This is a genomic window from Shimia aestuarii (assembly GCF_022814865.1).
Taxonomy (GTDB): domain Bacteria; phylum Pseudomonadota; class Alphaproteobacteria; order Rhodobacterales; family Rhodobacteraceae; genus Shimia; species Shimia aestuarii_A.
In genome coordinates, this window is sequence record NZ_JAKVRD010000002.1 from 156,422 (window position 1) to 180,977 (window position 24,556).

28 protein-coding genes are annotated in these 24,556 nt (G+C 56.0%); 12 read left to right on the forward strand and 16 right to left on the reverse strand.

Features of this window, described 5'->3' with window-relative positions:
• Window positions 1-190 precede the first annotated feature (190 nt).
• The 6 genes from MK745_RS02855 to MK745_RS02880 all read left to right on the forward strand — a co-directional run bounded on the left by MK745_RS02855 (window position 191) and on the right by MK745_RS02880 (window position 5,931).
• A complete protein-coding gene (locus MK745_RS02855; RefSeq protein ID WP_243611771.1) occupies window positions 191-1,285 on the forward strand; it encodes a tyrosine-type recombinase/integrase in 1,095 nt (364 codons plus the stop codon).
• A 216-nt stretch (window positions 1,286-1,501) separates the two neighbouring features.
• Entirely contained in the window at window positions 1,502-2,356 is an 855-nt protein-coding gene (locus tag MK745_RS02860) for a hypothetical protein (RefSeq protein ID WP_243611750.1), read from the forward strand.
• A gap of 41 nt (window positions 2,357-2,397) precedes the next feature.
• Window positions 2,398-2,826, forward strand: a complete 429-nt coding sequence (locus tag MK745_RS02865) for a plasmid mobilization protein (protein WP_243611751.1) — start codon at window positions 2,398-2,400, stop codon at window positions 2,824-2,826.
• Window positions 2,820-4,373 (forward strand): relaxase/mobilization nuclease domain-containing protein, encoded by a 1,554-nt coding sequence (locus MK745_RS02870; RefSeq protein ID WP_243611752.1) that lies wholly within the window; start codon window positions 2,820-2,822, stop codon window positions 4,371-4,373. The genes MK745_RS02865 and MK745_RS02870 overlap by 7 nt, the downstream gene beginning before the upstream one ends.
• A gap of 194 nt (window positions 4,374-4,567) precedes the next feature.
• A complete protein-coding gene (locus MK745_RS02875; protein WP_243611753.1) occupies window positions 4,568-5,131 on the forward strand; it encodes a non-canonical purine NTP pyrophosphatase in 564 nt (187 codons plus the stop codon).
• Window positions 5,132-5,133: 2 nt separating this feature from the next.
• A complete protein-coding gene (locus MK745_RS02880) occupies window positions 5,134-5,931 on the forward strand; it encodes an SIR2 family protein (RefSeq protein ID WP_243611754.1) in 798 nt (265 codons plus the stop codon).
• Here the strand turns inward: MK745_RS02880 and MK745_RS02885 are convergent.
• Both MK745_RS02885 and MK745_RS02890 read right to left on the reverse strand, forming a co-directional pair.
• On the reverse strand, window positions 5,920-6,261 hold the full coding sequence (locus tag MK745_RS02885; protein WP_243611755.1) for a hypothetical protein: 342 nt from the start codon (window positions 6,259-6,261) through the stop codon (window positions 5,920-5,922). The two genes, MK745_RS02880 and MK745_RS02885, sit on opposite strands and share 12 nt — an antisense overlap.
• Before the next feature lie 14 nt (window positions 6,262-6,275).
• Window positions 6,276-6,995: an AAA family ATPase gene (locus MK745_RS02890; protein ID WP_243611756.1), complete on the reverse strand. Its 720-nt coding sequence runs from the start codon at window positions 6,993-6,995 to the stop codon at window positions 6,276-6,278.
• A 54-nt stretch (window positions 6,996-7,049) separates the two neighbouring features.
• On the opposite strand from MK745_RS02890, the gene MK745_RS02895 reads away from it, so the two are divergent.
• The 3 genes from MK745_RS02895 (at window position 7,050) to MK745_RS02905 (ending at window position 8,798) form a co-directional block, all read left to right on the forward strand.
• Complete coding sequence (locus MK745_RS02895) at window positions 7,050-7,541, forward strand: nucleoside 2-deoxyribosyltransferase (RefSeq protein WP_279391714.1); 492 nt, start codon at window positions 7,050-7,052, stop codon at window positions 7,539-7,541.
• Complete coding sequence (locus MK745_RS02900) at window positions 7,531-8,115, forward strand: deoxynucleoside kinase (RefSeq protein ID WP_243611758.1); 585 nt, start codon at window positions 7,531-7,533, stop codon at window positions 8,113-8,115. The genes MK745_RS02895 and MK745_RS02900 overlap by 11 nt, the downstream gene beginning before the upstream one ends.
• A gap of 221 nt (window positions 8,116-8,336) precedes the next feature.
• Window positions 8,337-8,798 (forward strand): DUF1203 domain-containing protein, encoded by a 462-nt coding sequence (locus MK745_RS02905; protein WP_243611759.1) that lies wholly within the window; start codon window positions 8,337-8,339, stop codon window positions 8,796-8,798.
• Here the strand turns inward: MK745_RS02905 and tnpC are convergent.
• The 10 genes from tnpC to MK745_RS02955 all read right to left on the reverse strand — a co-directional run bounded on the left by tnpC (window position 8,779) and on the right by MK745_RS02955 (window position 18,504).
• Window positions 8,779-10,305: an IS66 family transposase gene (gene tnpC / locus MK745_RS02910; protein WP_243611760.1), complete on the reverse strand. Its 1,527-nt coding sequence runs from the start codon at window positions 10,303-10,305 to the stop codon at window positions 8,779-8,781. The genes MK745_RS02905 and tnpC overlap by 20 nt on opposite strands.
• Window positions 10,306-10,360: 55 nt before the next feature.
• Window positions 10,361-10,714, reverse strand: a complete 354-nt coding sequence (tnpB, locus tag MK745_RS02915) for an IS66 family insertion sequence element accessory protein TnpB (protein WP_243611761.1) — start codon at window positions 10,712-10,714, stop codon at window positions 10,361-10,363.
• The gene (locus MK745_RS02920; protein WP_243611762.1) at window positions 10,711-11,097 is read right to left on the reverse strand and encodes a transposase; all 387 of its coding nucleotides are present in this window, start codon (window positions 11,095-11,097) and stop codon (window positions 10,711-10,713) included. The genes tnpB and MK745_RS02920 overlap by 4 nt, the downstream gene beginning before the upstream one ends.
• An 80-nt stretch (window positions 11,098-11,177) precedes the next feature.
• Complete coding sequence (locus MK745_RS02925) at window positions 11,178-11,375, reverse strand: HigA family addiction module antitoxin (protein ID WP_243611763.1); 198 nt, start codon at window positions 11,373-11,375, stop codon at window positions 11,178-11,180.
• A 12-nt stretch (window positions 11,376-11,387) separates the two neighbouring features.
• Window positions 11,388-12,347: a PD-(D/E)XK motif protein gene (locus MK745_RS02930; protein ID WP_243611764.1), complete on the reverse strand. Its 960-nt coding sequence runs from the start codon at window positions 12,345-12,347 to the stop codon at window positions 11,388-11,390.
• Window positions 12,348-12,355: 8 nt separating this feature from the next.
• A complete protein-coding gene (locus MK745_RS02935) occupies window positions 12,356-14,293 on the reverse strand; it encodes a Z1 domain-containing protein (protein WP_243611765.1) in 1,938 nt (645 codons plus the stop codon).
• Between the two features lie 290 nt (window positions 14,294-14,583).
• Complete coding sequence (locus tag MK745_RS02940) at window positions 14,584-16,101, reverse strand: ATP-binding protein (RefSeq protein WP_243611766.1); 1,518 nt, start codon at window positions 16,099-16,101, stop codon at window positions 14,584-14,586.
• Window positions 16,102-16,111: 10 nt separating this feature from the next.
• Window positions 16,112-17,410 (reverse strand): DNA (cytosine-5-)-methyltransferase, encoded by a 1,299-nt coding sequence (gene dcm, locus MK745_RS02945; RefSeq protein WP_243611767.1) that lies wholly within the window; start codon window positions 17,408-17,410, stop codon window positions 16,112-16,114.
• A gap of 51 nt (window positions 17,411-17,461) precedes the next feature.
• Window positions 17,462-17,860, reverse strand: a complete 399-nt coding sequence (locus MK745_RS02950; protein ID WP_243611768.1) for a hypothetical protein — start codon at window positions 17,858-17,860, stop codon at window positions 17,462-17,464.
• 185 nt (window positions 17,861-18,045) lie between these two features.
• Window positions 18,046-18,504 carry a helix-turn-helix domain-containing protein gene (locus MK745_RS02955; protein ID WP_347813640.1) on the reverse strand — a complete coding sequence of 153 codons (459 nt, stop codon included), beginning with the start codon at window positions 18,502-18,504 and terminating at the stop codon, window positions 18,046-18,048.
• Between the two features lie 150 nt (window positions 18,505-18,654).
• On the opposite strand from MK745_RS02955, the gene MK745_RS02960 reads away from it, so the two are divergent.
• The 3 genes from MK745_RS02960 (at window position 18,655) to MK745_RS02970 (ending at window position 21,274) form a co-directional block, all read left to right on the forward strand.
• On the forward strand, window positions 18,655-18,873 hold the full coding sequence (locus MK745_RS02960; RefSeq protein ID WP_243611770.1) for a hypothetical protein: 219 nt from the start codon (window positions 18,655-18,657) through the stop codon (window positions 18,871-18,873).
• A 215-nt stretch (window positions 18,874-19,088) separates the two neighbouring features.
• On the forward strand, window positions 19,089-20,183 hold the full coding sequence (locus tag MK745_RS02965) for a tyrosine-type recombinase/integrase (protein ID WP_243611771.1): 1,095 nt from the start codon (window positions 19,089-19,091) through the stop codon (window positions 20,181-20,183).
• Between the two features lie 194 nt (window positions 20,184-20,377).
• A complete protein-coding gene (locus MK745_RS02970; RefSeq protein ID WP_243611772.1) occupies window positions 20,378-21,274 on the forward strand; it encodes an SDR family oxidoreductase in 897 nt (298 codons plus the stop codon).
• A 7-nt stretch (window positions 21,275-21,281) separates the two neighbouring features.
• Here the strand turns inward: MK745_RS02970 and MK745_RS02975 are convergent, their stop codons facing one another.
• The 4 genes from MK745_RS02975 to MK745_RS02990 all read right to left on the reverse strand — a co-directional run bounded on the left by MK745_RS02975 (window position 21,282) and on the right by MK745_RS02990 (window position 24,547).
• Window positions 21,282-21,887, reverse strand: coding sequence for a cytochrome b/b6 domain-containing protein (locus MK745_RS02975; protein WP_243611773.1), 606 nt, complete (start codon window positions 21,885-21,887; stop codon window positions 21,282-21,284).
• 9 nt (window positions 21,888-21,896) lie between these two features.
• Window positions 21,897-22,343 (reverse strand): c-type cytochrome, encoded by a 447-nt coding sequence (locus MK745_RS02980; protein WP_243611774.1) that lies wholly within the window; start codon window positions 22,341-22,343, stop codon window positions 21,897-21,899.
• 164 nt (window positions 22,344-22,507) lie between these two features.
• The gene (locus tag MK745_RS02985; protein WP_243611775.1) at window positions 22,508-23,722 is read right to left on the reverse strand and encodes a threonine ammonia-lyase; all 1,215 of its coding nucleotides are present in this window, start codon (window positions 23,720-23,722) and stop codon (window positions 22,508-22,510) included.
• A 120-nt stretch (window positions 23,723-23,842) separates the two neighbouring features.
• Entirely contained in the window at window positions 23,843-24,547 is a 705-nt protein-coding gene (locus MK745_RS02990; RefSeq protein ID WP_243611776.1) for a winged helix-turn-helix domain-containing protein, read from the reverse strand.
• Between the last annotated feature and the right edge of the window lie 9 nt (window positions 24,548-24,556).

The window sequence follows — 24,556 nt, forward strand, 5'->3', positions numbered from 1 at the left end:
ACAGCTCTCAAATATTGGCTCTAGGCAAGAAACCCGAGGAATGGGTTGAGCTCATGGGTGACATGGGCATCGAGATTTCCGAGCGAACACTTCGGGAGAGGGCAAATGAGACCGGGGCATTCTACCGGCTTGGACGGACCATGCTCATCACACCCGCGCAGATCGACAAGATTTTTGAAGGAGGCCAGGCATGCCGCTCCAAATCTACAAGAGGGGTCGCTTCTACTGGGCTAAGGGCTGGGTCGAGTACAACGGCAGGCCAATCGCAGGCCCATACCGGCGAAGCACTAAGGCATCTACAGAAGCAGGCGCTCGGGACTGGATAAACCGCGAGACCGAGCTCCAGATACGTCGCCATGTTGTTGGAGATGAGCCGAGCAAGACCTTCTCCGATGCAATCATGCTCTATAACGCCTCTCCCAAGACCGCAAAGCAGTTGATCCCGATTGTCGAAGAGATTGGCGACTTGCCACTGGGTGCCATCTCTGGCGCGCTTCTCAAGGGCCTTGGTCCGAAACTCAAACCGAAGGCGTCGACCGACACTTGGTGGCGCGAGATCGTGACGCCAGCGAGTGCGGTGATCAACAACGCGCATGAGCTGGAAGGAACGCCTCTGATCCGGGTGAAGCCCTATGACAAATTCGAGCGGATCGCCCAGGACAAGCGACGCGGAAAGCTGAGCCGCGTGGAACGCAAGCCCGCCGACAAGGAATGGATCGAAGCCTTCTGCCGAGCGGCTGATCCTTACAACGCCGCTTTGGTCCGTTTCATGTTCGAGACGGCGGCGCGGATCGATCAGGCCGTCTCGATTGAGCCTGACGATCTGCGACCGGCCGAGAACAAGGTCAGGGTGAAGGCGCAGAAGGGTCATCCGGAAAGCTGGATCACCGTATCGCCTCAGATGATGGATGAGTTGCTGGCCTTGCCGCCGAAGCGGCCAAAGAACCGCAAGACTGGCAAGTTCATGAAGCCACGCGTCTTCGGCTATGGCAGCTCGACAGGCTACAACACCCGCTGGAAGACCATCTGCAAACGCGCAGGCATCCCATACATATCCGCACATCCTGCAGGGCGACACGGGTTCTTCACTGAATTGGTCGTGCGCCAGGGCGTCGATCCGGTCACGGCGGCCAAGGCTGGCCGCTGGTCAGACCCCAATTTGCCGATGCGTATCTACGCCCACGCGGAGACGGATGAGGCCGATGTCAGGGCCCGTTTTCGTACAAACCACGTACAGGCGGACACTGTACAAACACCCAAGAGCAAGAAATCACAGAAGGAATAGCGCTATGAACGGTTCCCTCCTAAGGGGCAGGTTGCAGGTTCGAATCCTGCCGGGGTCGCCAAAACTGCCTGAAAAATATGGCTTATTTGTAAGGCGTTGCGCAGAAGCGTGTAGAAACGCCCGTTTTGTTTTCCGCCGAATTCTCCGAAAACGACCGAAATCTCGTACAAAACCTGTACAAAATTCGCACGTCCGTGCGGCTTTTGGGGTGTTCTCATGAGCTGGCGGGTGGCGAATGCGTGTGCGGAGCGGAAGTTCGGGAGTGCGACGCGCAAGCAGATCATCATGTTTCTGGCAGACAAGGCTTCTGACGATGGGTCTGGGATCTGGTGTTCGAAGGGGACCATCCAGCGGCACACCGAGCTCGGTGAGACAACCGTCAAACGCACGATCCGAGATTTCCTGAAGGAAGGCATCCTGGAGGAGACCGGTGCGCGGGGCTGCAAGAACGGGTTCACGGTTGTTTACCGCATCAATCTCGCCCGGATCGAGGCGCTGGAACTGACCGCTGAACCCGAGATGGAGACGGGGGCCACAGTGGACCCCGTCCAGACTGGACCCGGAACGGGGGCCACAGTGGCCGGGGTACCGGGGCCACCACGGCCCCCAAACCATCCTAAAACCATCCATAAACCTCCTACGCGCGAGCGCGTGGCGGCGGAGGATGAAGAAGCTGAGAAGGTGTTGGCCCGCTACCCGCCCGACCGCATGCGCGGGAAGGCTGAATGTCTCGGGCGGATCAGGGACATCTTGGACGCCGGGACAGAGGTCGAGGTCCTGTTGCAGGCCGTGAAGGCATACGCCACGGAAAGCGCGGGCTTCACCCGGTCAAAGGTCTGTTTCTCTGACAACTGGTTCAAGTCGGGGCGGTGGCGGGCCTACGTCGACGGCATTGCCCAGGGCCGGGAAGAGGCGAAGGTAAAGGAGGCCGAGGTGCTGGCAGGCTTGGCGAACTGGGTCACAGACAAGCATCCGCTTTGCCGCCACATCACGCCCGGCCAGATCGACGCACTCTTGGCCGCAGAGCTGGTGACAAAGGCGCAAATGCAGGCGGCAGGCCTCAGATTATGAGCATCACCGACCCCACCGAAGCGCAAACAGCAAGGCGACCCATGTCATACGGCTGCGCCGATGACACGGGACCTTGCGAGGGGCGGCACGCCTCCCCTTCGAACCCCACCGGCGCGGGAAAAGCCCGCACCAAAGAGCCGCTAACCGAGACTTTTGTCTTCCGGTGCACAGCGGCAGAGAAGGCCCAGTTGCGCGCCAAGGCCGAGGCCGCTGGTCTGCCTGCCTCGACGCTTCTGCGCGAGGCGCTTGGCCTGACCGAAGCGCGCCGCCGCAAGCCAATTCCTCGCGTCGATCCAGCACTTGTGCTGGCGGTCGGGCGCATCGGCGGCAACCTCAACCAGATTGCACGTTGGCTGAACCACGCCATGAAGGTCGGGCGCACCGACCTCGATACCCTGACCGTCGCGCGCCGCCTTGTGGTGATCGAACGTCAGCTCGCCGCGCTCCTCGATGAGGCGCGGCGGTGCTGATCAAGTTCTTCCCCAACGGCAAAGGCGCGGGCGCGGGGCCGGTCGGCTACCTCGTGGCCGAGCGCGTGCTGGCCTATGACGGCAACCGCGACCTGATCCGCGATACCGACGGCCAGCCCCTGACTGTCAGCCGCGATCCGCTACCCGAGGTCCTGCGCGGCAACCCCAAGCGTACCGAGGCCCTGATCGATGCCAGCCGCCACCAGTGGACCTACCGCGCGGGCGTGATCAGCTTTGCCGACAGCGACGATCCGACCGGAGATCAGCAAGCCGAGGTCATGGACGGGTTCGAGCGTCTGGCCTTCGCGGGGCTGGACCCTGAGCAATATGAGGTGCTCTGGGTCCGCCATCGACACGAAGGCCGGGTCGAGCTGCATTTCTGCACGCCGCGCCTGGAACTGACGACAGGCAAGAGCCTCAACATTGCGCCACCGGGCTATCAGCACGCCTATGACAGCCTGCGCGACGTGATGAACCAGCGCCACGGCTGGGCCGATCCGATGGATGTGGAGCGCGCTCAAGAGGTGCGTGACACCGTCGAGGCCCCAACCCGCGCCCAAGGCCGTGACGAGCTGCACGCCTGGATACAGGACCAGATCGATATGGGACTGATCACTGACCGCGCATCCATGATCGAAGCCCTCACCGATGCGGGCTACGACCTCCCGCGAGCTGGCAAAGCCTACATCACCGCCCGCGATCCCGACACCGGCGAACGCTGGCGGCTGAAAGGAGAGATTTTCCATGAAGACTGGCAAGCCGACCCGGCTGAGCGAGAAACTGAACGCGGAACTCAACACGATCCGGGCCGAACACGTCGCCTCGATCTCCTCCCAGCTCAGGAGCTTCAGGATCGATTTGAAGAACATTGTGGGCGCCGCGCAGCATACCATCGCGAGCGATACGCGCCGCTTTCAGACCGAGGCGGCGAACATGTTCGAGACGCGGCTGAGGTCGATCCGCCTCTGGCTGACGATCTCGCCCTGGCTGATCGCGGCGATGGTGCTGACGGGGATCGCCTTGATGATGGCCGCGAGCTTCTTCTGGACGGTGCATCTGACGCGCTCGGAGTTGACAGAGCTTGGCCTGATACGGATCGAGCGACCCGAGGGGACATGGCTGATCCTGGACCCATCGAAGACCCGGCTACGCACCTGCACGATGGGCGAGCGGCACGTGACCTGCATTCGGATCGAGGAGGACTAGATGACCCGACTGACAGCCTTGGAACGCGACTTGCTCGCCTGCGTCGAGCGGTTGGTGACGGCCTCAGAGGCCTCCGCGAAGGACTTGACCGCCTTGGAGACACGCTCGACCGGCAGGATCGAGAAGGAGATGGCTGGCTTGAAAGCCTGCGTGACCTTGCTCATTCGTTCACAGGCCGCATCCATGAAGGCCTTAAGCGGATTGCTGAACGACGAGGCGAGCTACAAGACGCTGGACGAGAACTTGCAGCAGAGCTTGACCTTAGCGAAGGCCGCCGCCGAGAGATTGAGGGACAGCTAGACAGCCAGGAAGCGCATACGGAGCGGGGGTTGAGTCACTAAGAGAAGCCAAGCACAATTATATGAAAAGCACGGACCTCAGGCGTTGATCAATTCTGCTGTTGTGGCAATTGGATAGACGCAACGTGTTCAAGGAGCAATTTTGTGATTTGGAAAGCCGATCTTTACTACGCGGCTCGCGGAGAGCAGAGTTAGTCTAGCGACATGGTTTGCCAATTGAACAAAAGGATAACGACGTGGGAGAGTTGGTATTTGCCTCGAGCAACCAGCACAAGTTTGATGAGGCGCGGGAAATTCTGACATCACTTGGGGTAGGATTGCGATTTCGGCGCTGCAGTATCGACGAGCTCCAGACGACAGATGTGGCGCGGCTGATACACAAAAAATGCTTGGATGCGTATGGCCAAATCGCGAGACCACTGATTGTTGAACACACTACACTCCACAGTACTAACTACGGAGGGTTCCCCGCAGGACTCACTAGCGTCTTTTTAAAGACCGTGGGGCTTGCGGGAGCCACCGACATGTTGGGCCGACCGGGGAAAAACCAGGCTACAGCGACAACAACCGTGGCTTATACAGATGGGAAGAAAATAACAACTTTTGAAGGTTCGATGAATGGGGAAATCCTCGACGCTCCGACAGTAACCGACACAGACTGGAAGAAATTCGGGTGGAACGCGATCTTCAAACCGGATGGTTTCAGTAAATCCCTAGCTGAGATTGGGCCAGCTCATAAGAACTCGTTTTCAATGCGCAGGATCGCACTTGAAAAACTTGTTGCAGGAGGAATTCTCTAGCTATGACCGTGAACGGCGAAGTTAAGGTGGCAATTGCTCAAAAAAAGCTAGTCCTATTCGCCGGGGCTGGCGTTTCTATGAACCTTGGGCTGCCTTCGTGGAGCGGGCTAATTGACAAAATGGCGGGTGATGTCGGGTTTGACCCTGCATTGTTTCAAGCAATGGGTGAATTTGATGCTCTCGCTGAGTTCTATGAGATCGAGAAGGGAGGTCGCTTAGAAATAGTGGACTGGATGAGAAGAGAATGGCAGAGTTCTACGATTTCAACCCTGACATCTGAAATTCATGACCTCATCGTCAGATGTAATTTTCCAGTAATTTACACAACGAATTATGACCACTGGTTGGAACAAAGCTATATTCAACGCGGCAGCTCATGTTCCACAATAATAGATGTGCGTGATCTGCCGAAGCTTACAGAACCGGACCCATGCGTAGTCAAATTTCATGGAGATTTAGGCGCGCCCGAGACTATGGTCCTTACCGAGTCAGACTATGCAAAACGTATGTCCTTGGAATCGGCTTTGGATATACAACTCCGGTCAGATACCTTGCAGCGGGGCATCCTGTTCTTGGGCTATTCTCTTAGGGACAAGAACCTGAGGTATATTCTCCACAAATTGAAGCAACTCAGGGATGGGTTCGCAGCGCCATCGGCATATCCACCTTCATACTTGTTCACGAACAGAGTGAACCACGTCGAGGAAAAACTACTGAGCCAGTGGGGTGTAAAGGTAATCGTACCAGACGAACTTGAGCCATCGACTGCATTGCAAGAGTTCTTGCGGTCAGTTGTTTAAAATCTCAATGGCACGGTCCGCTTGACTGCTCATGCTAACAACTGCACGCCGGTCGAAGTTAAGCTCGTCGATAGTTGCGGTGACATGCTCAAGGTATGCGCTTCGCATCGGCTTTGTTAGTACAGTTCCGATATCAGACATCCAGATGGCCAAGCCCCAGAGCTTCACAAGATCAACTGTTGTCATGTTCGCGTCCAAGGGGAACTTTTCTTCTGCCAAAGACCTCAACCTTTGTGCCGTTGCCTTATCGTCTTTGCGCTCTTCGGCAAAGGCATCAAGAAGATCAATTTGAGCCTGTTCTGACTTGGACTTGATAGTCAGAAACTCCAATGGTGAGAGCCTACTCATGTTTCAAATGATTCCAGTGCGTTACGCCATGCTTCAGCATTGTTTTCAAACGATAGCATAGCGCCAGAACTCTTCTCTCGCAATGTCGCTTCGAGCTGTGGCATTGTGATAAGCAGCTTGCTGCTTGAAACGGGCGCGGAACCGGGCTGGTCGTTCCAAATGGTCGGCACAACGGTCTTTGTTCTCGACAATCGGGATAGCCAACTAGCGAGCTTTTCAGATGGGTGGTCATCCACCGTGGTGGCGTACGGATCGCCTCTTTGCTGCAGTCGCTGTGCGCGCGTCGTCAGGTCACACTGCACAAGGAAGATACAAAAACGTTGTTTCAAAAGAAATTGTAACTCGTTTGGAAATCGCAAGTCGTCTAGAATCAAAGGAGTCTTCGAAGAGCTTTGGGCGATGCGACGATCCAAGGCATCTACCCATATGTTCGGGTACCCGTGAGGGTGAAGCCAAACCTTGGCAAGTTTCGCTTCCAGAGCAGGGTCAACGCTTTCGCCGTTCCTACCCCAGTGAGTTCCAACATCCGTGAGCATTTGCCTATCTTCAGGGCGCTTCTTGTCTATAGTGCGCCCCATTGCTTGTTCAGCAACTTTGTAGACCTCGCGACCAAACGAAATCACTTCGGCTTCGAGCACACGCGCCAACCGCTCGGCAACAAATGATTTTCCCGTTCCCAGTTGGCCGATCAGACCGATTCTTACGGTTGTATCCAAGTGTGAAGTGTCCTTAAGTGCGTTCGACGGTGCTACAGGTTTTTCTATGAGGGTATGGTGAAAGTGTACATAGCAGGACCGATGTTTATCGAGTCCCAGATTGACTACAATTTGATGCTGGCGAACCGCATCCGGGAATTGGGGATTGAGGTGTATTGTCCGAACGAGAATGCCGAGATCAACGACAAATCAAGGCGGGACATCACAGGCGAGAAGATCTACAAGCACGACATTGATGAGCTACGCGCTAGCAACGTGCTCTTATGTCAAGTTGCAGACTGCCCCGGAACAAATTGGGAGGCAGGGTATTTTGACTGCCTCTCTAAGGAGGTAAACTCCGATATGTATGTTGGGGTAATTGGTCTCAGCTCCGATATACGCCTGAAAACCCCCCCGGACCCCCAGAAACCAGGATTTGACAATCAAACCATGTATCTCAATCAATTTATGGTTGGCGGGCTAAAATGCTCGCTCGGCCTGTTTTACGATAAGGAAGACCTTTTCAAAAAACTGGTTGCATTACGGACAAAGTTCGATGGCGAGTAACGTAGCAATCTGTGGCGGAATTGCAGTTGGGAAAACTACGCTTGGAAAGGCACTTGTAAGCCTACGCCAAGATTGGGATTTTCTGGAAGAAAGACCGCAAGAAGTCGCGTTTATCAAAGACTTCTACGCTGAGAAACGCAGATGGGCGTTTCATAGTCGCATCGGTATGCTTGAGTATTTTTTTCGACGTACCGCGTACCTAGATGCTTCTAGTAAATTCGTGATCCAAGATAGGACACTACACGAATTGGTTATCTTCGCCGAGGTGCAAGCAGAAATCGGGACCATGTCTTCGAGCGAATTTGATCTTTATCACCGGGTTTTCGTCATGCTGAGCGAAAGGCACCCGCAGCCCGATGTAATTATTCGGTGTAAGTGCCCGTCAAACGTCGCGTTGAAGCGAGTGAGGGAACGTGCGCGGGATTTCGAGGCGAGCATGACTGAGGAATACATTAAGTTAATTGAGGACCGTTACGACCAATGGCAAGATCGCCAATCGGCGACTACGAGAATTGTAGAGGTACACACAGATCAAGAGATTGACTACTCAAGAATCTCTGAGCAGTTGGAATAGACTAGAGGTGGATTTTGGGATTTAGGGCCCAACTAACGGCTTAATGTCCGACACATCTATCTTTTTGGCCACCCGTGCCATGTCATAGTTCGTCTGTAAGTTCATCCAGTAGGCCGGTGTTGTGTTGTAAGCGATGCGTTGGCCCCACGGAATGAGCATGTTTCGGGTCGCTTGGGGCTTCTTTTGCGGTGATCTTCTCCAAAAATGTGGAGACTATGTTGATGCCGTACTTTTCCGGAATGTCACAAGAGGATGCCGACTCCTTTCGTCAAGGAGGCCCTGATGCCTATGGCAAATCACCCGAACGCATGAGAAGCGACGGGACCGCTCCTTGTCGGTGTTGTTTGAAGCTCATCGAAGCTGGTTCCGACATGCTGGTGTTAGCATATCGCCCTTTCGGGGAACTCCAGCCTTACGCTGAGACTGGACCGGTTTTTCTTTGCGCAAATGATTGCGAAGCCGTTGTTGCATCGCCTGATGTGCCTGAAGTCGTTGTTTCACCGGAGTATCTTCTGAAGGGCTATTCGTCAGATGAGCGCATTGTTTATGGAACGGGTCAGATCACGCCCAAGGCAGACGTTGCCGCCTATGCAAATGCACTTCTTGAACGGGATGATATTGCATTCGTGGACCTGCGGTCTGCTAAGAACAACTGTTGGCAGGTCAGAATGACGCGGCGTTGATGCCGGTTGAACAGTTCCAGGGTAGCAACGCTTTGATGTCCATTTGTTTGTGCCCGCCAGCAATGGCGGTCAAGACGCCGGATAGATAGGCGTGAGGCTCAATCCCGTTGAGTTTGCATGTTTCGATCAGGGACGCGATGACGGCCCAGTTTTGCGCTCCTGCATCATGACCGGCGAAGAGCGCGTTTTTGCGGTTCAATGCGATGGGGCGGATCGTTCGCTCGACCGGGTTGTTGTCGAGTTCGATGCGGCCGTCCTGCAGGAACAGGACCAGCCCGTCCCAGTATTTGGCGATGTATTTCAGGGCTTCTCCGGTTGGCGATTTTGCTGAGACACGGGCGCGGTTTTGGGCGAGCCAAAGTTCGAAGGCGTCGATGATGGGTTTTGAGCGCTCTTGCCGTGCGGCGAGCCGTTCGTCGGCGGACAGGCCGCGCAGATCTTTTTCGATGCGGTAGAGCGCTTGGATTTGAGCTAATCCTTCCTGCGCGATTGGGGCTGCGCCGGACTGGGTGACATCATGCAGTTTGCGGCGCGCATGGGCCCAGCAATAGACCAATGTCACGTCCTGGGCAGGCCGTTTCAGCAAGCGGTTATAGCCAGCATAGCCATCGACCTGCAGGATGCCGCTGAAGCCCTTCAAAATGATGTCTGCGTGCTGACCAGATCGCCCTGGCGCGTAGGTGAACGCCACGCCAGGTGGATCCTCACCGCCCCACGGGCGATCATCGCGGGCCAGCGACCAAAAGTATCCTGTTTTGGTCTTTTTCCGCCCCGGGGCCAGAACCGGTGCGGGCGTCTCGTCCATAAAGAGCTTGGTGGAACGCTTCAAATCCGCCATCAGGGCATCATAGACAGGGGTCAATTCGAACGCCGACTTGCCGACCCACGCAGCCAAGGTGGAGCGATCCAGATCAATCCCTTGGCGGCTGTAGATTTGCGCTTGTCGATAGAGCGGCAGGTGGTCCGCATATTTTGAGACGAGCACGTGGGCGAGCGTTGCTTCGGTTGGCATGCCGCCCGTGATGATGTGGGCGGGTGCCGGGGCTTGAGTGATCCCGCTTTCACAGGATCGGCAGGCATATTTTGGGCGACGCGTGACAATCACCCGGAACTGGGCCGGGATGATGTCCAGCCGTTCACTCACATCTTCTCCGATTACATGACGCTGTGCCCCACACCCGCAGGACAGATCGGGTTCGATGACCACCTCGACCCGTTCCAGATGCTGGGGCAGTGACCCACGATTGGTCTGGCGCGGCTTTGCTGGCCGCACGGATGCGGTGCGCGCGTCAGTGTCAATCTCGGCTTCCACTTGCGCGATGGCGGTCTCGATGTCTTCGAGTTCCAACTCATACTGGGCTGGATCAATCTTCTCGGATTTGCTCCCGAAGAGGGCTTTCTTGAAGGAAGCGACCAGAGCCTCGAGCCGTGCATTCTGATCCTGTTGCGCGCGGATGATCGCCTTCAATTCGGCAATGTCATTTGGCAATTCATCGGGCACAATCATCTCCGAGGCCATAACAAAACAAGGGCAGAATGACCCGCGCAAACGTGCCTGTGAGTCACTCCGCCGCAGCTGGGGCTGCCACCTCCAGAGGCCGCACGCGCCGCCAGTCCAAACCCGCAAACAGCGCCTCAAACTGGGCCGGTTCCAGACGCATCACCCCGTTCTTTATCGCGGGCCATTTGAAGCTGTTATCCTCAAGCCGCTTATAGGCCATCACGAGCCCGCTGCCGTCCCAATAGATCAGCTTCAGCCGATCCGCGCGTTTGGCGCGGAACACATAAACCGACCCATCGAAGGGCTTCTGACGCAGCTGGCTCTGCACCAGAGCTGCCAGCCCATCATGGCCCTTGCGGAAGTCAACCGGATCGCTGGCGACAAAGATCCGCACATTGTGTGATGGGGCAATCACGTGGCCATGGCCCGGGCGATCTCGGCGATCCGCGCCGCTGGTGTGGCAGCGTCAAGACGAACAGTGACGTCGTCTCTGATCACATCAATTGTGTTCGAGGATATGGCGGGCAAAGCCTCGGCTACAGGTCCGGCTGCCTCGATCTCAACAGGCACAAAATCCATGCCATCCAGGTTTGGCAAAACCAACTTGCCCTGACGCGCCATCCGCCGCCAATCCGACACCGTGCTGGGGATCAGCTCGTATCGCTTCGCCACCGCCTTGACCGTCTCGCCCTCAATCAACGTCTCCGCCACGATCCGCGCCTTCAACTCCGACGGCCAGTTCCGCTTACCATCGGCCCGACGCGGCACACTTGCCAGAAACTCGCTTATAGCTCCCATCGAGAAACTCCCCACATATCAAAGAAGCCTCTGAATCGCAGATCAAGCGCTATGCCGTAAGTGTGGGGGTGGCGCACCGCTTACGTTGTGTTGAAAACACGGGCAAGACGCATCGCAGTGTCTGGCGTGATTCCAGTCGTTCCCTTGATCAGCCGCTCGATCCGCGTCCTAGGCACGCCCAGATGCCGCGCAAACGCGATGGCCCCCATCTCAAGCGGAACGAGGTAAAGCTCTTTCAGGACTTCACCGGGGTGCATCGGGTGTTCAAGGAAGCTCATCAACTTGTCGCTTCAATACGGTAGACATGGCTCTAGGCAAGGGGCTCTCGACGCGACTTCTTCGACAGTCAAAGACTCCGCAACTTCCAAGTCAATTCTAAATCGGACTTGGTCCACATGCTTTGGCGCAGACCGGATCGCCGGAATATCTTCAACGTCATACCAGCTTAATTTTGTGAGCGCATGGGCCTCATCAAAAGTCGGTTCGCCTGGACGAGGAAGCCCCATTACTGAAAAAAGTGTGCGCTGGACTTTCATTACAAGCTCTGCGTCAGCTTTCACTAACCCTTGAACTCGCTCCGCCAGTTCTCGAACGCTTGTTCCGTTAGAGGTTTCATGGACGAGTGTGGAAGCGACAAAGGCCTTCGTACCTGGGTCTGGAGCACATTGCTCCATCGAAAAACGATGGCGGCGTTCTCTTGTTCCAGAAGCTTTGACTTCTATGCGCGCCGTACCCAGCGCCAAGTCAAACCTGTCGGACGCACCAACCCTCCACGCCTTTACAGCTACCATTGGGTCATTCGCCAACGATAGTACCAGGAGTTCGGCAAACAATCCGATTGCTCCCTCACGACTTGGTTCACCAGGTCTCTCGAGAAGTTCAATGAGCTCTTCCAAAATCGCAACAACGTCTGCTTGTGCAGCAGACCGGAGACGCTGCAGCACGATTTCGCCTACTGAAATGAATGCCTCTTGAAGGGTGACATCATCGGACTCGCAGGCGACCAGCGAAACGTTGAGTTGTTCTTCTTTCCCGTTCAAGTCCACATGGCAGGAAGCTCGATGCTGCAAGCGGAGCCCTCGCCGGACTACTTCTCGTGATCTTGCGTCGTTCGCCTCAACCAATAGCGCAGGCCGACCAAGATGATCCAAAGCGGCGTACACGACGGGATTCTGGCTCAACTTGGTAATGCTAAATGTTGCTGATTTTGGAGGTTTCAGCGTTTTCAAGCTTCTCAGGAGCATAGCCATCAAACGACTCAAGCAGTTGGTTGAACAAGGGTTCCAACTTTGTACTTCTGGGGAACCCAGAGAGCAAAAGCTGGTATTTGAAGCAACGTGCCGTCCTTTGACTGCAACATGTGTATTTGCAGTGTTGGTTCGTCGCGCATCATGATTTCGCGATCGCCTGGGTAAATGGGCACTCCTGACCGAGGGTTTCGCCCTTGATACAATTGAGCGATTTTTCCGCTGGCTATCGTGCGGACGCGAGGACTGCCTTTCCCCATCAAGACCACTCGACCTGTCCGTCCCGGATCACCGCTGAAAGCGTCGAGTTGCAGCATTGCGCCGTAAAGCAAGTCGCGTTGATCGAGGTCAGCAACTCTTGCATCTGTCAAGATACTGAGAAGTTCAGGAATGGGTATAGGGGAAGAAATCAAGTGGCGTTGCTCAGGCGTGCGCTCGCTGTGGCCATGATCTTCATCCATTTCCAAGGAAGACTGCAGATGTTCAACCAACCTGCGGTTCTCTTCCAGGTCGGGGCCATTCAACGCGGGCCGGTCCAAAGTCAACCAATCGTCGGAGAGTTGCCTCTGCTTAACGCCACGGGCAAGTACATTTCTGCGAGTAGCCTTCAAGCTTGGGTCAAGAAGAAACTCTCTCCGCCAATCTCTTAGGGGCCGTCCAGCCTCCGCAATTGGCTTAAGTCGAGAACGTAGGTCCTGTTCATGTTTGGCGTATTCTTTGAACACAGCGCGCGTATCATCATCGATCCAAATCCTTACTCTGCCGAGGTACCCTCTCTTGTAGCCGAAGAAACGTGCGCGCTGTTGAATGGAGTCCGCCAACTTTTGGCCAAGGCTTCTAGCAAGATGGGTCGTGGTCAAACCTTCAACAGTGAAGCCACGTTCGATTGCCTGACCTCCAATCAGTATGAACGAGAAATGGCGACTCCACGGAACAGGCGGCGCACCTTTGTTGAGCTCCAGGATTTCTGTTCTTACAAGTGCACGGCGCAAGAATGGAACGAGTTCTGAGAGTGCTGGTAGGGAAGCGTCTGTTCTTACCAGGTCCTTGTGTGCTTTGCCCAGCAGGTCAAACAGAGCGTTTCGTTCCTCCGGTGCAGATAACTCGGCGTCTTCATGCAACAGATCGGACCAGTCTGACTTCATGCGTTCCATCCATTCACGCAACCTGGAGTGGTCTCCGGTAAGTCTGGAAGGATGGACCAGCATCGATCGATTTGCTTTGGGTTTTTTAGAAAACCCAGAAGAGTAGTCGGCCGCGATGCCAACCAAGAACGAAGCGAGCGCATCCCGCAAACTGTTCGGCGGCCCTTCTTGCATTTCTAGAGCCCTATCGACTTCGCCAGCAGGAATCCTCCTTATGTGGGCGTCCTCTTTTTCTAGAAATAGTTCCCTCCCGCCAACATAAGCGTCACCTGGCTCGAGAACCTGCACAAAGCTGGGCGAAAGAGCATCGCTTATCTCAATCAGGAGGTTCGCTTGGGGCGTGGCGGTGTACTGCAAGAACGTATGATTTGCTCCACCTAGTTTCACTGCATCTCGAAGTTCCGAAATCGCAGCGTAGGTCTTTGTAACTGTAGGTTTCTTTGGCGAACCCGCATTGCCATCCAGGCTTGCTTGATCGGCCTCATCATCAATTATGAGCACCGGTGCGGAAGGAATTCTCAGACGCTCGATCATTTTCGCGAGCGTGCTGAGGTTCCCCGCGTGCTTCATTACGGTGATGATCACGGTTCGACATTCATCGGTGTCGAAGTCATCATCTTCCCATTCGTCAAGCGCAGATTGAATTGTTTGAACATCTGCGTTGCGTTGAGCCTCACTAATGCCCGAGCGGGGACCGCGCACATGTAACCATGTCCGCTTTTCCTCCAAAGCAAGATCGTTCGTTAGCCGCCCTTCTGTTTGCCCAAGCAGATATAGTGAGGTGCCACCAATCAGGATAACCATCGCGTAGCCGTTGTCCTTGGCAAGCGCAGCCACAGTTGTGAAAGACAACGTTTTGCCGCTTTGGACATATCCGACAGCAAGGCCGGCCTCACTTGTGCTTCCGGTGCTAGAAACCGGTTCGGCGCAACGTGCTAGGATCGCTCGTGATGCCTCAGCAAGACTTCTTCGAGCAACGGGATCAGTGGGAAATGTCCTTTCAAGCAAGTCGCCTACTTCCGGACCCTCTACAGGACTCCATGAGCCCCCTCTCGGAGGGTGGTTTTTAATCGTTGCTACCCCAGATACCGCCGTCATTCACTCATACCTTTCAAAGCCTTGTTTACGCCCCTGACAGTGGCGGATGCGCCCAGTGCAGCTTCCTTGCTGCCGAGCTTTGCCAGCAGTTGGCCAATCGCGATGGACGCTGCAGTCCGGAGCATCACCTGCCACGCACGTTCATCATCGTCGATGAACCTCACGCTAAAGGGATGATGAGCTGAAACACGGATCAGAATTTTCCGAGTTCCATCCTCGAGTTGTGAATCTACGACCCTTAGCCAATCTCGTTCAGCGTCATCAACTGTTGGTTGGACGTGGACTTCCCACTTTTGGCCGTCAATGGTCGCCTCGAAGTGTTCGTCTGCTAACTCTCGTGCATTGTCTTCTGGTTCTTTTTCAAGAACCACACGTGACACATCACGATCAATCGACGCGGAAACAAGTCCTTTTTCCGCGTCATGCGCTGTTTCAGCGGCTGCTTTTTGCGCGACAACAGCAAGTTCATTTTTTGCTTTTCGCGCACGGAAATCATCTGCTTGTTTCAAGAGCGGGACGGGTTCCTCTGCAAGTCTCTCCTTGAGGAGTTCCAGGAACGCTTCTTGTTCGCTCTCGTCCCACTGGAAACCGTCTTTTGTATGTGAGACTTCAAAACCTTCGAGTTCCAATTCACCAAACAAGCGCTGACGTCTAAAGCTGTTCGCGCTTCCAAAAATGGCTTGCGGCTTAAAACCCTCATCCGCACTACCTTGAATGAGCCTTCCTCGCCGAAACAATGCAAAGCCAGCCCGTCTAGTGCTCGCGGTTGCGAACAGTGCAGCGAACCCCTTGGCGCTTTTGCCTTGACCAAAATCGAAGTCGATTTCTTTATGCCATTCAATAGGTCCGGCCTCCTTGTCCCATTCTGGAGGCTGATGGAGAATTGGAGGCTCATCATATTTCAAAGCCTCTCCTTTTATTTCGAGTTGCAGCCAACCTTCTCGGATAAACTGTCGATAAATGTCGCTGAGGTGTTCGCGGATCTTCCCTAGCGTCTTAGTGCGTGGAAGGCGGACAACATCGCGTAGTTCAACTACAGTGTAATGAGATTGCTCTAACGCAGGTCGCTCGTCCGCATCCAACTCTTCAATAGACTGGTCGACGATTGAGGAAATATCGAATTCTACCGTGCGTTCTACAGCTTCGCCGAGAGCTTTAGTGCGGACCGACCAACGAGGTGCAAACCAGCAGGCAGCAGACTTCATGCCCATGCCAAACTCTGACAAGCCACTGGCGTCCTCCGGAGCCTGCGCAGGACGAAAGGCACGCGGGAACTCCGAAAGTGGTATACCCGCTGCGTTGTCTTCGATCCGAATGATGCCATCATCAGAGATCAAGATTTGAACACGCAAATATCTCGATCCGGCTGCAGCTAGGGCATTTCTGTTGGCTCGAAAACTCTGCACTGAGTTGTCAACGAATTCGGCGATGGCAAACCATTCTTTGTAGTTCAGGTGCTTTAGAACGCCCAGAACACTAACGCCGGGATTGATCGGAACTTTTCGGAGCGTCATTGAAAGAGCCTTAATGTAAAGTGGATGAACAATTATCTTGGCCCAACAGACGAGCGGCAACGGATTGGACTACATCGACGTTCACCGCATTGCCTAACGCTTTGTAAGCGGCTTGCCTGGTTTCCGGCATGTATTCGAAGCCGCCCATACTCTGAAGCCGGGCACACTCTCGGACAGTCATATACCTTTGCTCCCATCCGATGACGGGCACTTGGCTCGTGGTTAGCGCCACAAGAGAAGGGGCTACTGTCGGTCGTTTCACCCGAATTCCGGACGCGCGAAACTGGATAATACCGCTTCGGATATCGCGCGGTCCGCCCTTCCAGTTCCACTCAAGTTTTTGAAAGCTTGGAGCAAACTGCCTAATCGACGGCAACCATGCATCAAAGGCTTCTGGAGCAAAGCCATAGAGCTCTCGGTTTTGAGAAATGAAGCGCTCTTTCCACGAAGCAAAGCGAGGTTTGGTTTCGCGCGCGTAAGGCGGTAGCGAAGCAAAGTCAGATGCACGGTCGCCAGACAATAAGTCGCCGAATGCGCCTCTGAGTCCTGTTAAAGCCTGCTCGATTAAAGAGTGAGGAGTGTGCCCAACATATGGATAGGTAGCTCCAAACTCCATCGCCCATATCGGAAACGATGGAAGAGGAACATCTTCGGGGTAGATGTCCAAGAACCGTTGCCACGCATCCAGGTATGAGATGAAGCTCTTTGGGAGGTACTTCGCATCATTCGGGCGATCATCTAAAACATCCCTGATATCCAGCTCGTCTTTAGCCCTTTTCCGCCCGGGCCAAGTGAAGTCCTTTAGCGAATTCTTGCCCTGCTTTGCAACGATGATGGCGCGGTCTCGGACTTGGGGAACGCCGAACATATGGGGCGAGAGAAGAGTGGATTTGACGTCGTATCCTATGTTCTCCAGTTGAGCTTCCATACCAGCCCAAGTTTGGCCGCTGTTATGGCGCAATAGATTGGGAACGTTCTCCAGAATTACGTGACCGGGTCGGCGTTTTCGTAGGATGCGCAACACATCGTCGAAGAGAGTTCCTGACCCAGGGTACTCCCTTCCGAGTTGAGCACCCGCCTTTGAGAACGGCTGACAGGGAAACCCGGCGCATAAAATGTCGTGAGCAGGTACCTTTTCAGCCGAGACCTTTGTAATGTCACCAGAAGGGCGAATGCCGTGATTTTTTTCGTAAAGGTCTGCTAGCTGATCATCGAGTTCCGAGGCGAATACACAGTGGTGCCCAAGATTATGGAGAGCCCTGTGAAACCCGCCTAGACCTGCAAAAAGGTCAATAAACTTCATCGTCATATCGTCATATCGTCATCGCCCTGACGAAAGCCTTGCAAGTCACGCCCATCGTCAATCCAAATTTTCTGAAATGTTTCCAGGCCACGAACGAGACTCCAAAAAATGCTGCCATGTACAGTTTTCCAAAAGCGCCTTGCTTGCTCGAAGCGGCTTGCAAACGTGTGCTTCTGTGATTGCCATCACACCCAAGATCATCACACCTATTGCGGTGCTCATAATCGCATATATCGTGATTTCAGACCGATTGAATACAAAATACAGCAAAGGAGCAACGATAAATGGCATGGAGACAAGGCTCATTAGCCGAACTGCTCTTAGTCTTTGTTCTGTAGTCTCGGCAATATCTTCACTAGCTCTTTTGAGGCCGTCTTTCCATTCCAGAAATTCATCCTCGAGCTGACCGAGCAGGTAATGCCCGCAACGACAATACTCCCTCGTGAGATACTCCATCTGCCCGCAACAGGCGCACCTAATTGCGTTGATCCCTGGCGCTTTGGGACGTGTTGGATCGCGCCGGACTAGTGTTTCATCTGGAGCTAGAGCGTTCTTCTCAAGAAATAGGTCAAGCCGATCTGAGAGCGACATGGTTCGCGGCTTGAGCACGTGGACGTTTGATGGCAGCTGACCCTCAGACATCACGCGACCAGCCCCAGGATGCGGTCTACTCGTTGTGTGTCGGGCGCATTCTCGGTCGTATTCAATGGGTCCTGATTGAGGAACTCAGCAAAGAGGAAATCAATCGCGTCCCACTTCTTTTCATCCGGCACTGAGAGGCCCCGTTCATTGATCCGGTGCTCAACGGCCATTCCGACCTTGCGGTAGGCCTGCGCCAGTTCTCGTTCACGCCGGGTCAGTCCTGGTTCAACGTCGCCTTCCAGCACCCACAGCGGGTCAGCCTCGAACTCCTGAAACACCTTCAATAAGAGCGATCCGGGCAGATCGCGTTCTCCCCTTTCATAGTACTGATAGGCGCTCCGGCTGACGTGAAGACGCTCAGCCATTTCTTCTTGAGACAGTTTTTCTTGGCGTCTTATTGCCGACAAGCGGTGTCCTAGGCCCTCTACAGTCATGTGCAACCTTGAAATTAGTTGCATTGACCACGAATATGGTCACATATTTACAGTGTGACTATGCTACGTGGCTATGCGCTCGTTTCTCTCATACCGAGCGTACTTTTGTTTCATTCTGAAGGCAAAAGAGAATCTTCTGCTTCGTTTCGTGGTCTGGACAGCCAGAGGTGACGCATGACGAAATTTCTTGAAACACCGAAAGAACTTGCCGAGCGCGTTGGTATTCCTGTGACCAACGTTCGCTACTTGATCCGCGAGGACATGCTGGATCACATCTTCACCGCGCCAGGGAAACGAAACCCGAAAATCCCCAAAGGTGCGTGGGAAAAGTATGTCGCCCAGTTCACGGTGAAAGCCGAGCCTAAAGCCGCAAACGCGGGCAGAGGGAGCTGAGCAATGTCAAATGAAGAGTATGCTGACAGCTCTCAAATATTGGCTCTAGGCAAGAAACCCGAGGAATGGGTTGAGCTCATGGGTGACATGGGCATCGAGATTTCCGAGCGAACACTTCGGGAGAGGGCAAATGAGACCGGGGCATTCTACCGGCTTGGACGGACCATGCTCATCACACCCGCGCAGATCGACAAGATTTTTGAAGGAGGCCAGGCATGCCGCTCCAAATCTACAAGAGGGGTCGCTTCTACTGGGCTAAGGGCTGGGTCGAGTACAACGGCAGGCCAATCGCAGGCCCATACCGGCGAAGCACTAAGGCATCTACAGAAGCAGGCGCTCGGGACTGGATAAACCGCGAGACCGAGCTCCAGATACGTCGCCATGTTGTTGGAGATGAGCCGAGCAAGACCTTCTCCGATGCAATCATGCTCTATAACGCCTCTCCCAAGACCGCAAAGCAGTTGATCCCGATTGTCGAAGAGATTGGCGACTTGCCACTGGGTGCCATCTCTGGCGCGCTTCTCAAGGGCCTTGGTCCGAAACTCAAACCGAAGGCGTCGACCGACACTTGGTGGCGCGAGATCGTGACGCCAGCGAGTGCGGTGATCAACAACGCGCATGAGCTGGAAGGAACGCCTCTGATCCGGGTGAAGCCCTATGACAAATTCGAGCGGATCGCCCAGGACAAGCGACGCGGAAAGCTGAGCCGCGTGGAACGCAAGCCCGCCGACAAGGAATGGATCGAAGCCTTCTGCCGAGCGGCTGATCCTTACAACGCCGCTTTGGTCCGTTTCATGTTCGAGACGGCGGCGCGGATCGATCAGGCCGTCTCGATTGAGCCTGACGATCTGCGACCGGCCGAGAACAAGGTCAGGGTGAAGGCGCAGAAGGGTCATCCGGAAAGCTGGATCACCGTATCGCCTCAGATGATGGATGAGTTGCTGGCCTTGCCGCCGAAGCGGCCAAAGAACCGCAAGACTGGCAAGTTCATGAAGCCACGCGTCTTCGGCTATGGCAGCTCGACAGGCTACAACACCCGCTGGAAGACCATCTGCAAACGCGCAGGCATCCCATACATATCCGCACATCCTGCAGGGCGACACGGGTTCTTCACTGAATTGGTCGTGCGCCAGGGCGTCGATCCGGTCACGGCGGCCAAGGCTGGCCGCTGGTCAGACCCCAATTTGCCGATGCGTATCTACGCCCACGCGGAGACGGATGAGGCCGATGTCAGGGCCCGTTTTCGTACAAACCACGTACAGGCGGACACTGTACAAACACCCAAGAGCAAGAAATCACAGAAGGAATAGCGCTATGAACGGTTCCCTCCTAAGGGGCAGGTTGCAGGTTCGAATCCTGCCGGGGTCGCCATCTTCCTATACATATGGCGAATAACGCGGGCTTTCGGAGGATCGGGCAGGTCTTGGGGAGAATGTGGCAGGTAACTTGAGGCCGTGGTGGGTATGTTCATCGGGACCAACAGAGAGCTTATTGGAGAGTAGCCATGACTATTCAGACACAATTTCCGGACTTTAGTGAACATCACGCGCCGTATGATTCCATCGACCCGGCGGCGGGGCTCAAGGATAGCGCGCGGGGCAAGGTTGTTCTTGTGGCGGGGGCATCGCGGGGGATTGGGCAGGCGACGGCGGTGGCCTTTGCCAAGGCCGGCGCCAAGGCGGTGTTCCTGCTTGCACGCTCGGAGGCGGCGCTTGAGGAGACGCAGGCCCTCGTGACGGAAGCCAACCCGGAGACGGAATGCGCCTATGCGGTTTGTGACGTGACGCAGGCCGGGGAGGTTTCGGCGGCGGTTGACGCTTGCAAGGCGCGTTTTGGCGCGATTGATGTGGCGGACGCGAATGCCGGTTATCTCGGCCCGTGGGTCAAGATCGGCGAGAGCGACCCGGAAGGGTGGTGGCGGAACTGGGAGGTGAATATGCGCGGGGCCTATCATGTGGCGCGCTATTGCCTTGCGCCACTGGCCGAGTCGGCGGCGCGCTGGGCGTCGGAAGGCAAGAGCGGTGGGCACCTGATCCTGCTGTCGTCGATTGGGGCACAATTCGTGATGCCCGGGGCCTCGGACTACCAAACCGCCAAGCACGCCATCAATCGCCTCTGCGAGTTCGTGCAGAACGATCACGAGGCGGACGGGATCAAATGTTTTGCGATCCACCCCGGCGGTGTGGCGACAGAGCTTGGTCACAACATGCCGGAGGGGATGCATCAGTATCTCGTCGATGCGCCGGAGCTTGCGGCGGGGTTTGTGGTCTGGCTCTCGTCTGGTCAGGCGGACTGGGCGCGGGGGCGTTACCTTAGCGCGACCTGGGATGTCGGCGAGATTGAGGCGCGGAAGGAAGACATCCTCGAGAACGACCTGTTCGTGAACAGGATGAGGGCCTGAGGTCGCGTCAGTCGCGGCTTTCGTCGCGGCGCACGGGTTTCCAGCCTGTGATCATCGGAGTCACGAGGTTCTCGCCCTTGAACCGCTTGTAATAGGCGATGGCCGCGATGTGCAGCACGACAAGGGCGAGGATCACCCAGAGCATCCGGTTGTGGATAAAGGTTGCGGTGCGGTTGGCTTCGGAGCTGACATACCCTGCGAGCGGGCCGACATTGATGAAGTCGTCGGGATCGGAAAAGAGACCGGTCCCGACTTGCGCGATCAACGCCGCGAGGATGGCGAATACGGAAAGCGCGCCCATCGGGTTATGACCGGGCCAATAGGAGGGCTTCGGCGTGCCAAGGGTCCGCAAATAGCGCAGCGTGGTGCGCGGGCCGTAAAGAAAAGAGGCAAAGCGCACTGGGGCTGGGCCCACCAACCCCCAAATCACGCGGAACACCAGAAGCGCGATCACCGCGTAGCCGAAATAGAAATGTAGCGTCATGATGTTGGGGCCGAACTTGCCGAGCCCCCATGCCGCGGCGACGCAGATCACCAAGGCCCAATGGAACAGGCGCGTGCCAATGTCCCAGATTTTCTCTTGGGAGACGTCTTCGGTGATCTGCTTGTTCATGGGGCGGCCTTAGTCTGCGCGGTAGTCGTCGTGGCAGGATTTGCAGGCACCGCCGAGCGTCCCGAGCGCGCCGGCCATCTCGGCCTTGCCGTTGCCAGCAACCGCTTGCATGGCGAGCGCGGCTTTGTTGAGGTTGTCGAACTTGGCCTCTACCCCGGCCATGTCGTCCCAGATGTCGGGCAGGGCGCGGGTATTGTCGAGGTCGAGCGACGACGTGCCTTCCATGAAGAGGTGACCGGTATTGTAGCTCGAAAGAAGCACGACGTTATCCGCGGCTTTTTGTGCGGCCTCGGCGTCATAGTCGATCTGGCCTTTTGCCATGCCCGCAAAGACGCCCATGTTGGCACCGAGAAGAGAGAAGTAGCCCTGCCGGGTTTCGACGGCTTTTTCTTCGGGTGTTTCGGCAATGGTAAGAGTCGGGGCGACGAGGAGAGCTGCGATTAATACGTGGCGCATAGGTCGTGTCCTTGATGATGATTACAACGCAGGGAAGTCTATCAAGGAAATTGTAACTGGATAGCGTCAGCAGCCTCGTGCCTGCGGGTGATCACCTGAATGTGATTGTCCCGCGCCATGGGCGCGCGGCGGATTGCCCGGCAAATGAGCGCTCCTGACCCGGTCTAGACCGGGTCCGCGTCGAGACGCACGGCAAAGCCTGCGTCGGACAATTTTGCGAGGATCGCCTGCACATGTTCCTTGTCACGGGCCTCGATCACCACGTCGAGCTCGGCGCGTTTGAGAGAGACGCTCTGCATCATGCGTTGGTGAATGACCTCAATGACGTTGGCGCCAGCATCGCCGATAATGCGCGAGATATTGGAGAGCTGGCCCGGCGTGTCGTCGATCTCGAAGGTGAGGCGCGCGATGCGCCCGTCGCGCATGAGACCGCGCAGGATCAGCGTCGAGAGCAGGCGCGAGTCGATATTGCCACCGCAGATCACGAGGCCGACCTTTTTGCCCTTGAAACGGTCGCGGTGCTTCTTGATGACGGCGAGGCCCGCTCCGGCGGCGCCTTCGCAGACGAGTTTCTCATCCGAGAGGATGTCAAAGATGGCGTCCTCAATCTCGGCCTCGGACGCACTATCCACGCGATCCACATAGCGCGAGATGATCGCGAGGTTGGCCTCGGCGGGTTCCTTGACGGCGATGCCCTCGGCAAGGGTCATGGCGCCAAACTCGGTCGGGACTTGGTAGAAGCGCGCGCGCACGGCATCGAAACTCTCGGCTTGGGCGCCGACGATCTCGATCTCGGGTTTGACGGATTTGGCCGCCATGGCCATGCCCGCGATGAGGCCACCACCACCAATGGGCACGACGATGGTATCGAGGTCGGGTTCCTGTTCGAGCATCTCGAGGGCGACGGAGCCTTGACCGGCAGCGACCACGGGATCGTCGAAGGGGTGAATGAAGGTCATGCCCTTGTCGCGGGCCATGTCGAGGGTGAACTGCACGCTTTCGTCGAAGCCGCGCCCGTGGAGGACAACCTCGGCGCCAAATTCCTCGGTGCGCTTGACCTTGTTGAAGGGGGTGCCCTCGGGCATGACGATGGTCGAAGGGATGCCGAGCCGCGTCGCATGATAGGCGACGCCCTGCGCGTGGTTCCCGGCGGAACAGGCGATCACGCCGGCGGCGCGTTCGGCCTCGGAGAGCGTCAGGAGTTTGGCCAACGCACCGCGGGCCTTGAAGGCGTTGGTGTGCTGGAGGTTCTCGAGCTTGAGGTAAAGGTCGATCCCGAGATGCAGCGAAAGCCGCGCCGCTTTGACAACGGGCGTGCGCGTCGTGGCAGGTTTGATGGCGTCATAGGTCGAGCGGATCAGGTCGGGGGTCAATTCCACGGGAGCACCTTTGGATGGTCTGGGACGTGCAAGATGCACGAGGTGCAAGGCTTTGCCGGAACCGGGGGAATTGTCAAATGTCTGGGGGCAAGCGATTTCGAGAATCCTTGCGCGCCGCGCCTAGAGCATGCGGATCACGTCCTTGTCGATCGAGAGCATATAACCCTTGCGGGCGATGTTCTTGACCAGAAGCTCGCTCACCAACTGGTTGCCGAGACTGTCGCGCAGGCGTTTGATACGGGTCGCGCCCGCGGCCTCTTCGCAATCGGCGGCGGGTTTGCCGGAGATCATCGCCTCGATCTCGGCCCCGGTCAGCACATCGTCATCAAGCCGCGCTTCGGCCAGCACCGAGAGGGTTTCCATCGCGGCGTCGGTGAGTTTGAAATCCATGTTGTTGAGATAGACGGCCTTCTCTTCGCGGCTGATGAGGAGGGAGTTGACCTGAATGCCTGAGCGTTCGATGGCGGCAAGGCGGCGGTTCATCACCACGAGCATGACAAGGAACACCAGTGCCGCGATGAGCATCGCCGTGGCAAAGGTCAGGAGCACGAAGATCACCATCCGGTAAGAGGAGAGCACTTCAGAGAAGGCGGTGCCTGAGCGGGCGAGAATCTCAAGAAGTTTGATCTCAGCCTCAGAGGTCAGGGTGTCGTTCTCGATGAATATCCGTTCGACTCGCGCATTAAAGGCGTTGGCATCAGGCAAGTTCGAGAACAACAGGATAGCCGCGACGAGCAAGATACCGACAATGGCAATCAGCCCGCCGATCACGATGCGGTTGCCAGAGCGGCGGGACTCGGAAGCGAGAATGGTATCTTCGGGCAAGGCCCCTCT

Excerpts from the sequence above, each read along its gene's own strand:
- MK745_RS02855 (WP_243611771.1), top strand. The coding sequence starts at position 191 with ATGCCGCTCCAAATCTACAAGAGGGGTCGCTTCTACTGGGCTAAGGGC.
- MK745_RS02860 (WP_243611750.1), top strand. The coding sequence starts at position 1,502 with ATGAGCTGGCGGGTGGCGAATGCGTGTGCGGAGCGGAAGTTCGGGAGT.
- MK745_RS02865 (WP_243611751.1), top strand. The coding sequence starts at position 2,398 with ATGTCATACGGCTGCGCCGATGACACGGGACCTTGCGAGGGGCGGCAC.
- MK745_RS02880 (WP_243611754.1), top strand. The coding sequence starts at position 5,134 with ATGACCGTGAACGGCGAAGTTAAGGTGGCAATTGCTCAAAAAAAGCTA.
- MK745_RS02895 (WP_279391714.1), top strand. The coding sequence starts at position 7,050 with ATGGTGAAAGTGTACATAGCAGGACCGATGTTTATCGAGTCCCAGATT.
- MK745_RS02900 (WP_243611758.1), top strand. The coding sequence starts at position 7,531 with ATGGCGAGTAACGTAGCAATCTGTGGCGGAATTGCAGTTGGGAAAACT.
- MK745_RS02905 (WP_243611759.1), top strand. The coding sequence starts at position 8,337 with ATGCCGTACTTTTCCGGAATGTCACAAGAGGATGCCGACTCCTTTCGT.
- tnpC (WP_243611760.1), bottom strand. The coding sequence starts at position 10,305 with ATGATTGTGCCCGATGAATTGCCAAATGACATTGCCGAATTGAAGGCG.
- MK745_RS02920 (WP_243611762.1), bottom strand. The coding sequence starts at position 11,097 with ATGGGAGCTATAAGCGAGTTTCTGGCAAGTGTGCCGCGTCGGGCCGAT.
- MK745_RS02925 (WP_243611763.1), bottom strand. The coding sequence starts at position 11,375 with ATGAGCTTCCTTGAACACCCGATGCACCCCGGTGAAGTCCTGAAAGAG.
- MK745_RS02930 (WP_243611764.1), bottom strand. The coding sequence starts at position 12,347 with ATGGCTATGCTCCTGAGAAGCTTGAAAACGCTGAAACCTCCAAAATCA.
- MK745_RS02935 (WP_243611765.1), bottom strand. The coding sequence starts at position 14,293 with ATGGTTATCCTGATTGGTGGCACCTCACTATATCTGCTTGGGCAAACA.
- MK745_RS02940 (WP_243611766.1), bottom strand. The coding sequence starts at position 16,101 with ATGACGCTCCGAAAAGTTCCGATCAATCCCGGCGTTAGTGTTCTGGGC.
- dcm (WP_243611767.1), bottom strand. The coding sequence starts at position 17,410 with ATGACGATGAAGTTTATTGACCTTTTTGCAGGTCTAGGCGGGTTTCAC.
- MK745_RS02950 (WP_243611768.1), bottom strand. The coding sequence starts at position 17,860 with ATGGAGTATCTCACGAGGGAGTATTGTCGTTGCGGGCATTACCTGCTC.
- MK745_RS02955 (WP_347813640.1), bottom strand. The coding sequence starts at position 18,504 with ATGCAACTAATTTCAAGGTTGCACATGACTGTAGAGGGCCTAGGACAC.
- MK745_RS02960 (WP_243611770.1), top strand. The coding sequence starts at position 18,655 with ATGACGAAATTTCTTGAAACACCGAAAGAACTTGCCGAGCGCGTTGGT.
- MK745_RS02965 (WP_243611771.1), top strand. The coding sequence starts at position 19,089 with ATGCCGCTCCAAATCTACAAGAGGGGTCGCTTCTACTGGGCTAAGGGC.
- MK745_RS02970 (WP_243611772.1), top strand. The coding sequence starts at position 20,378 with ATGACTATTCAGACACAATTTCCGGACTTTAGTGAACATCACGCGCCG.
- MK745_RS02975 (WP_243611773.1), bottom strand. The coding sequence starts at position 21,887 with ATGAACAAGCAGATCACCGAAGACGTCTCCCAAGAGAAAATCTGGGAC.
- MK745_RS02980 (WP_243611774.1), bottom strand. The coding sequence starts at position 22,343 with ATGCGCCACGTATTAATCGCAGCTCTCCTCGTCGCCCCGACTCTTACC.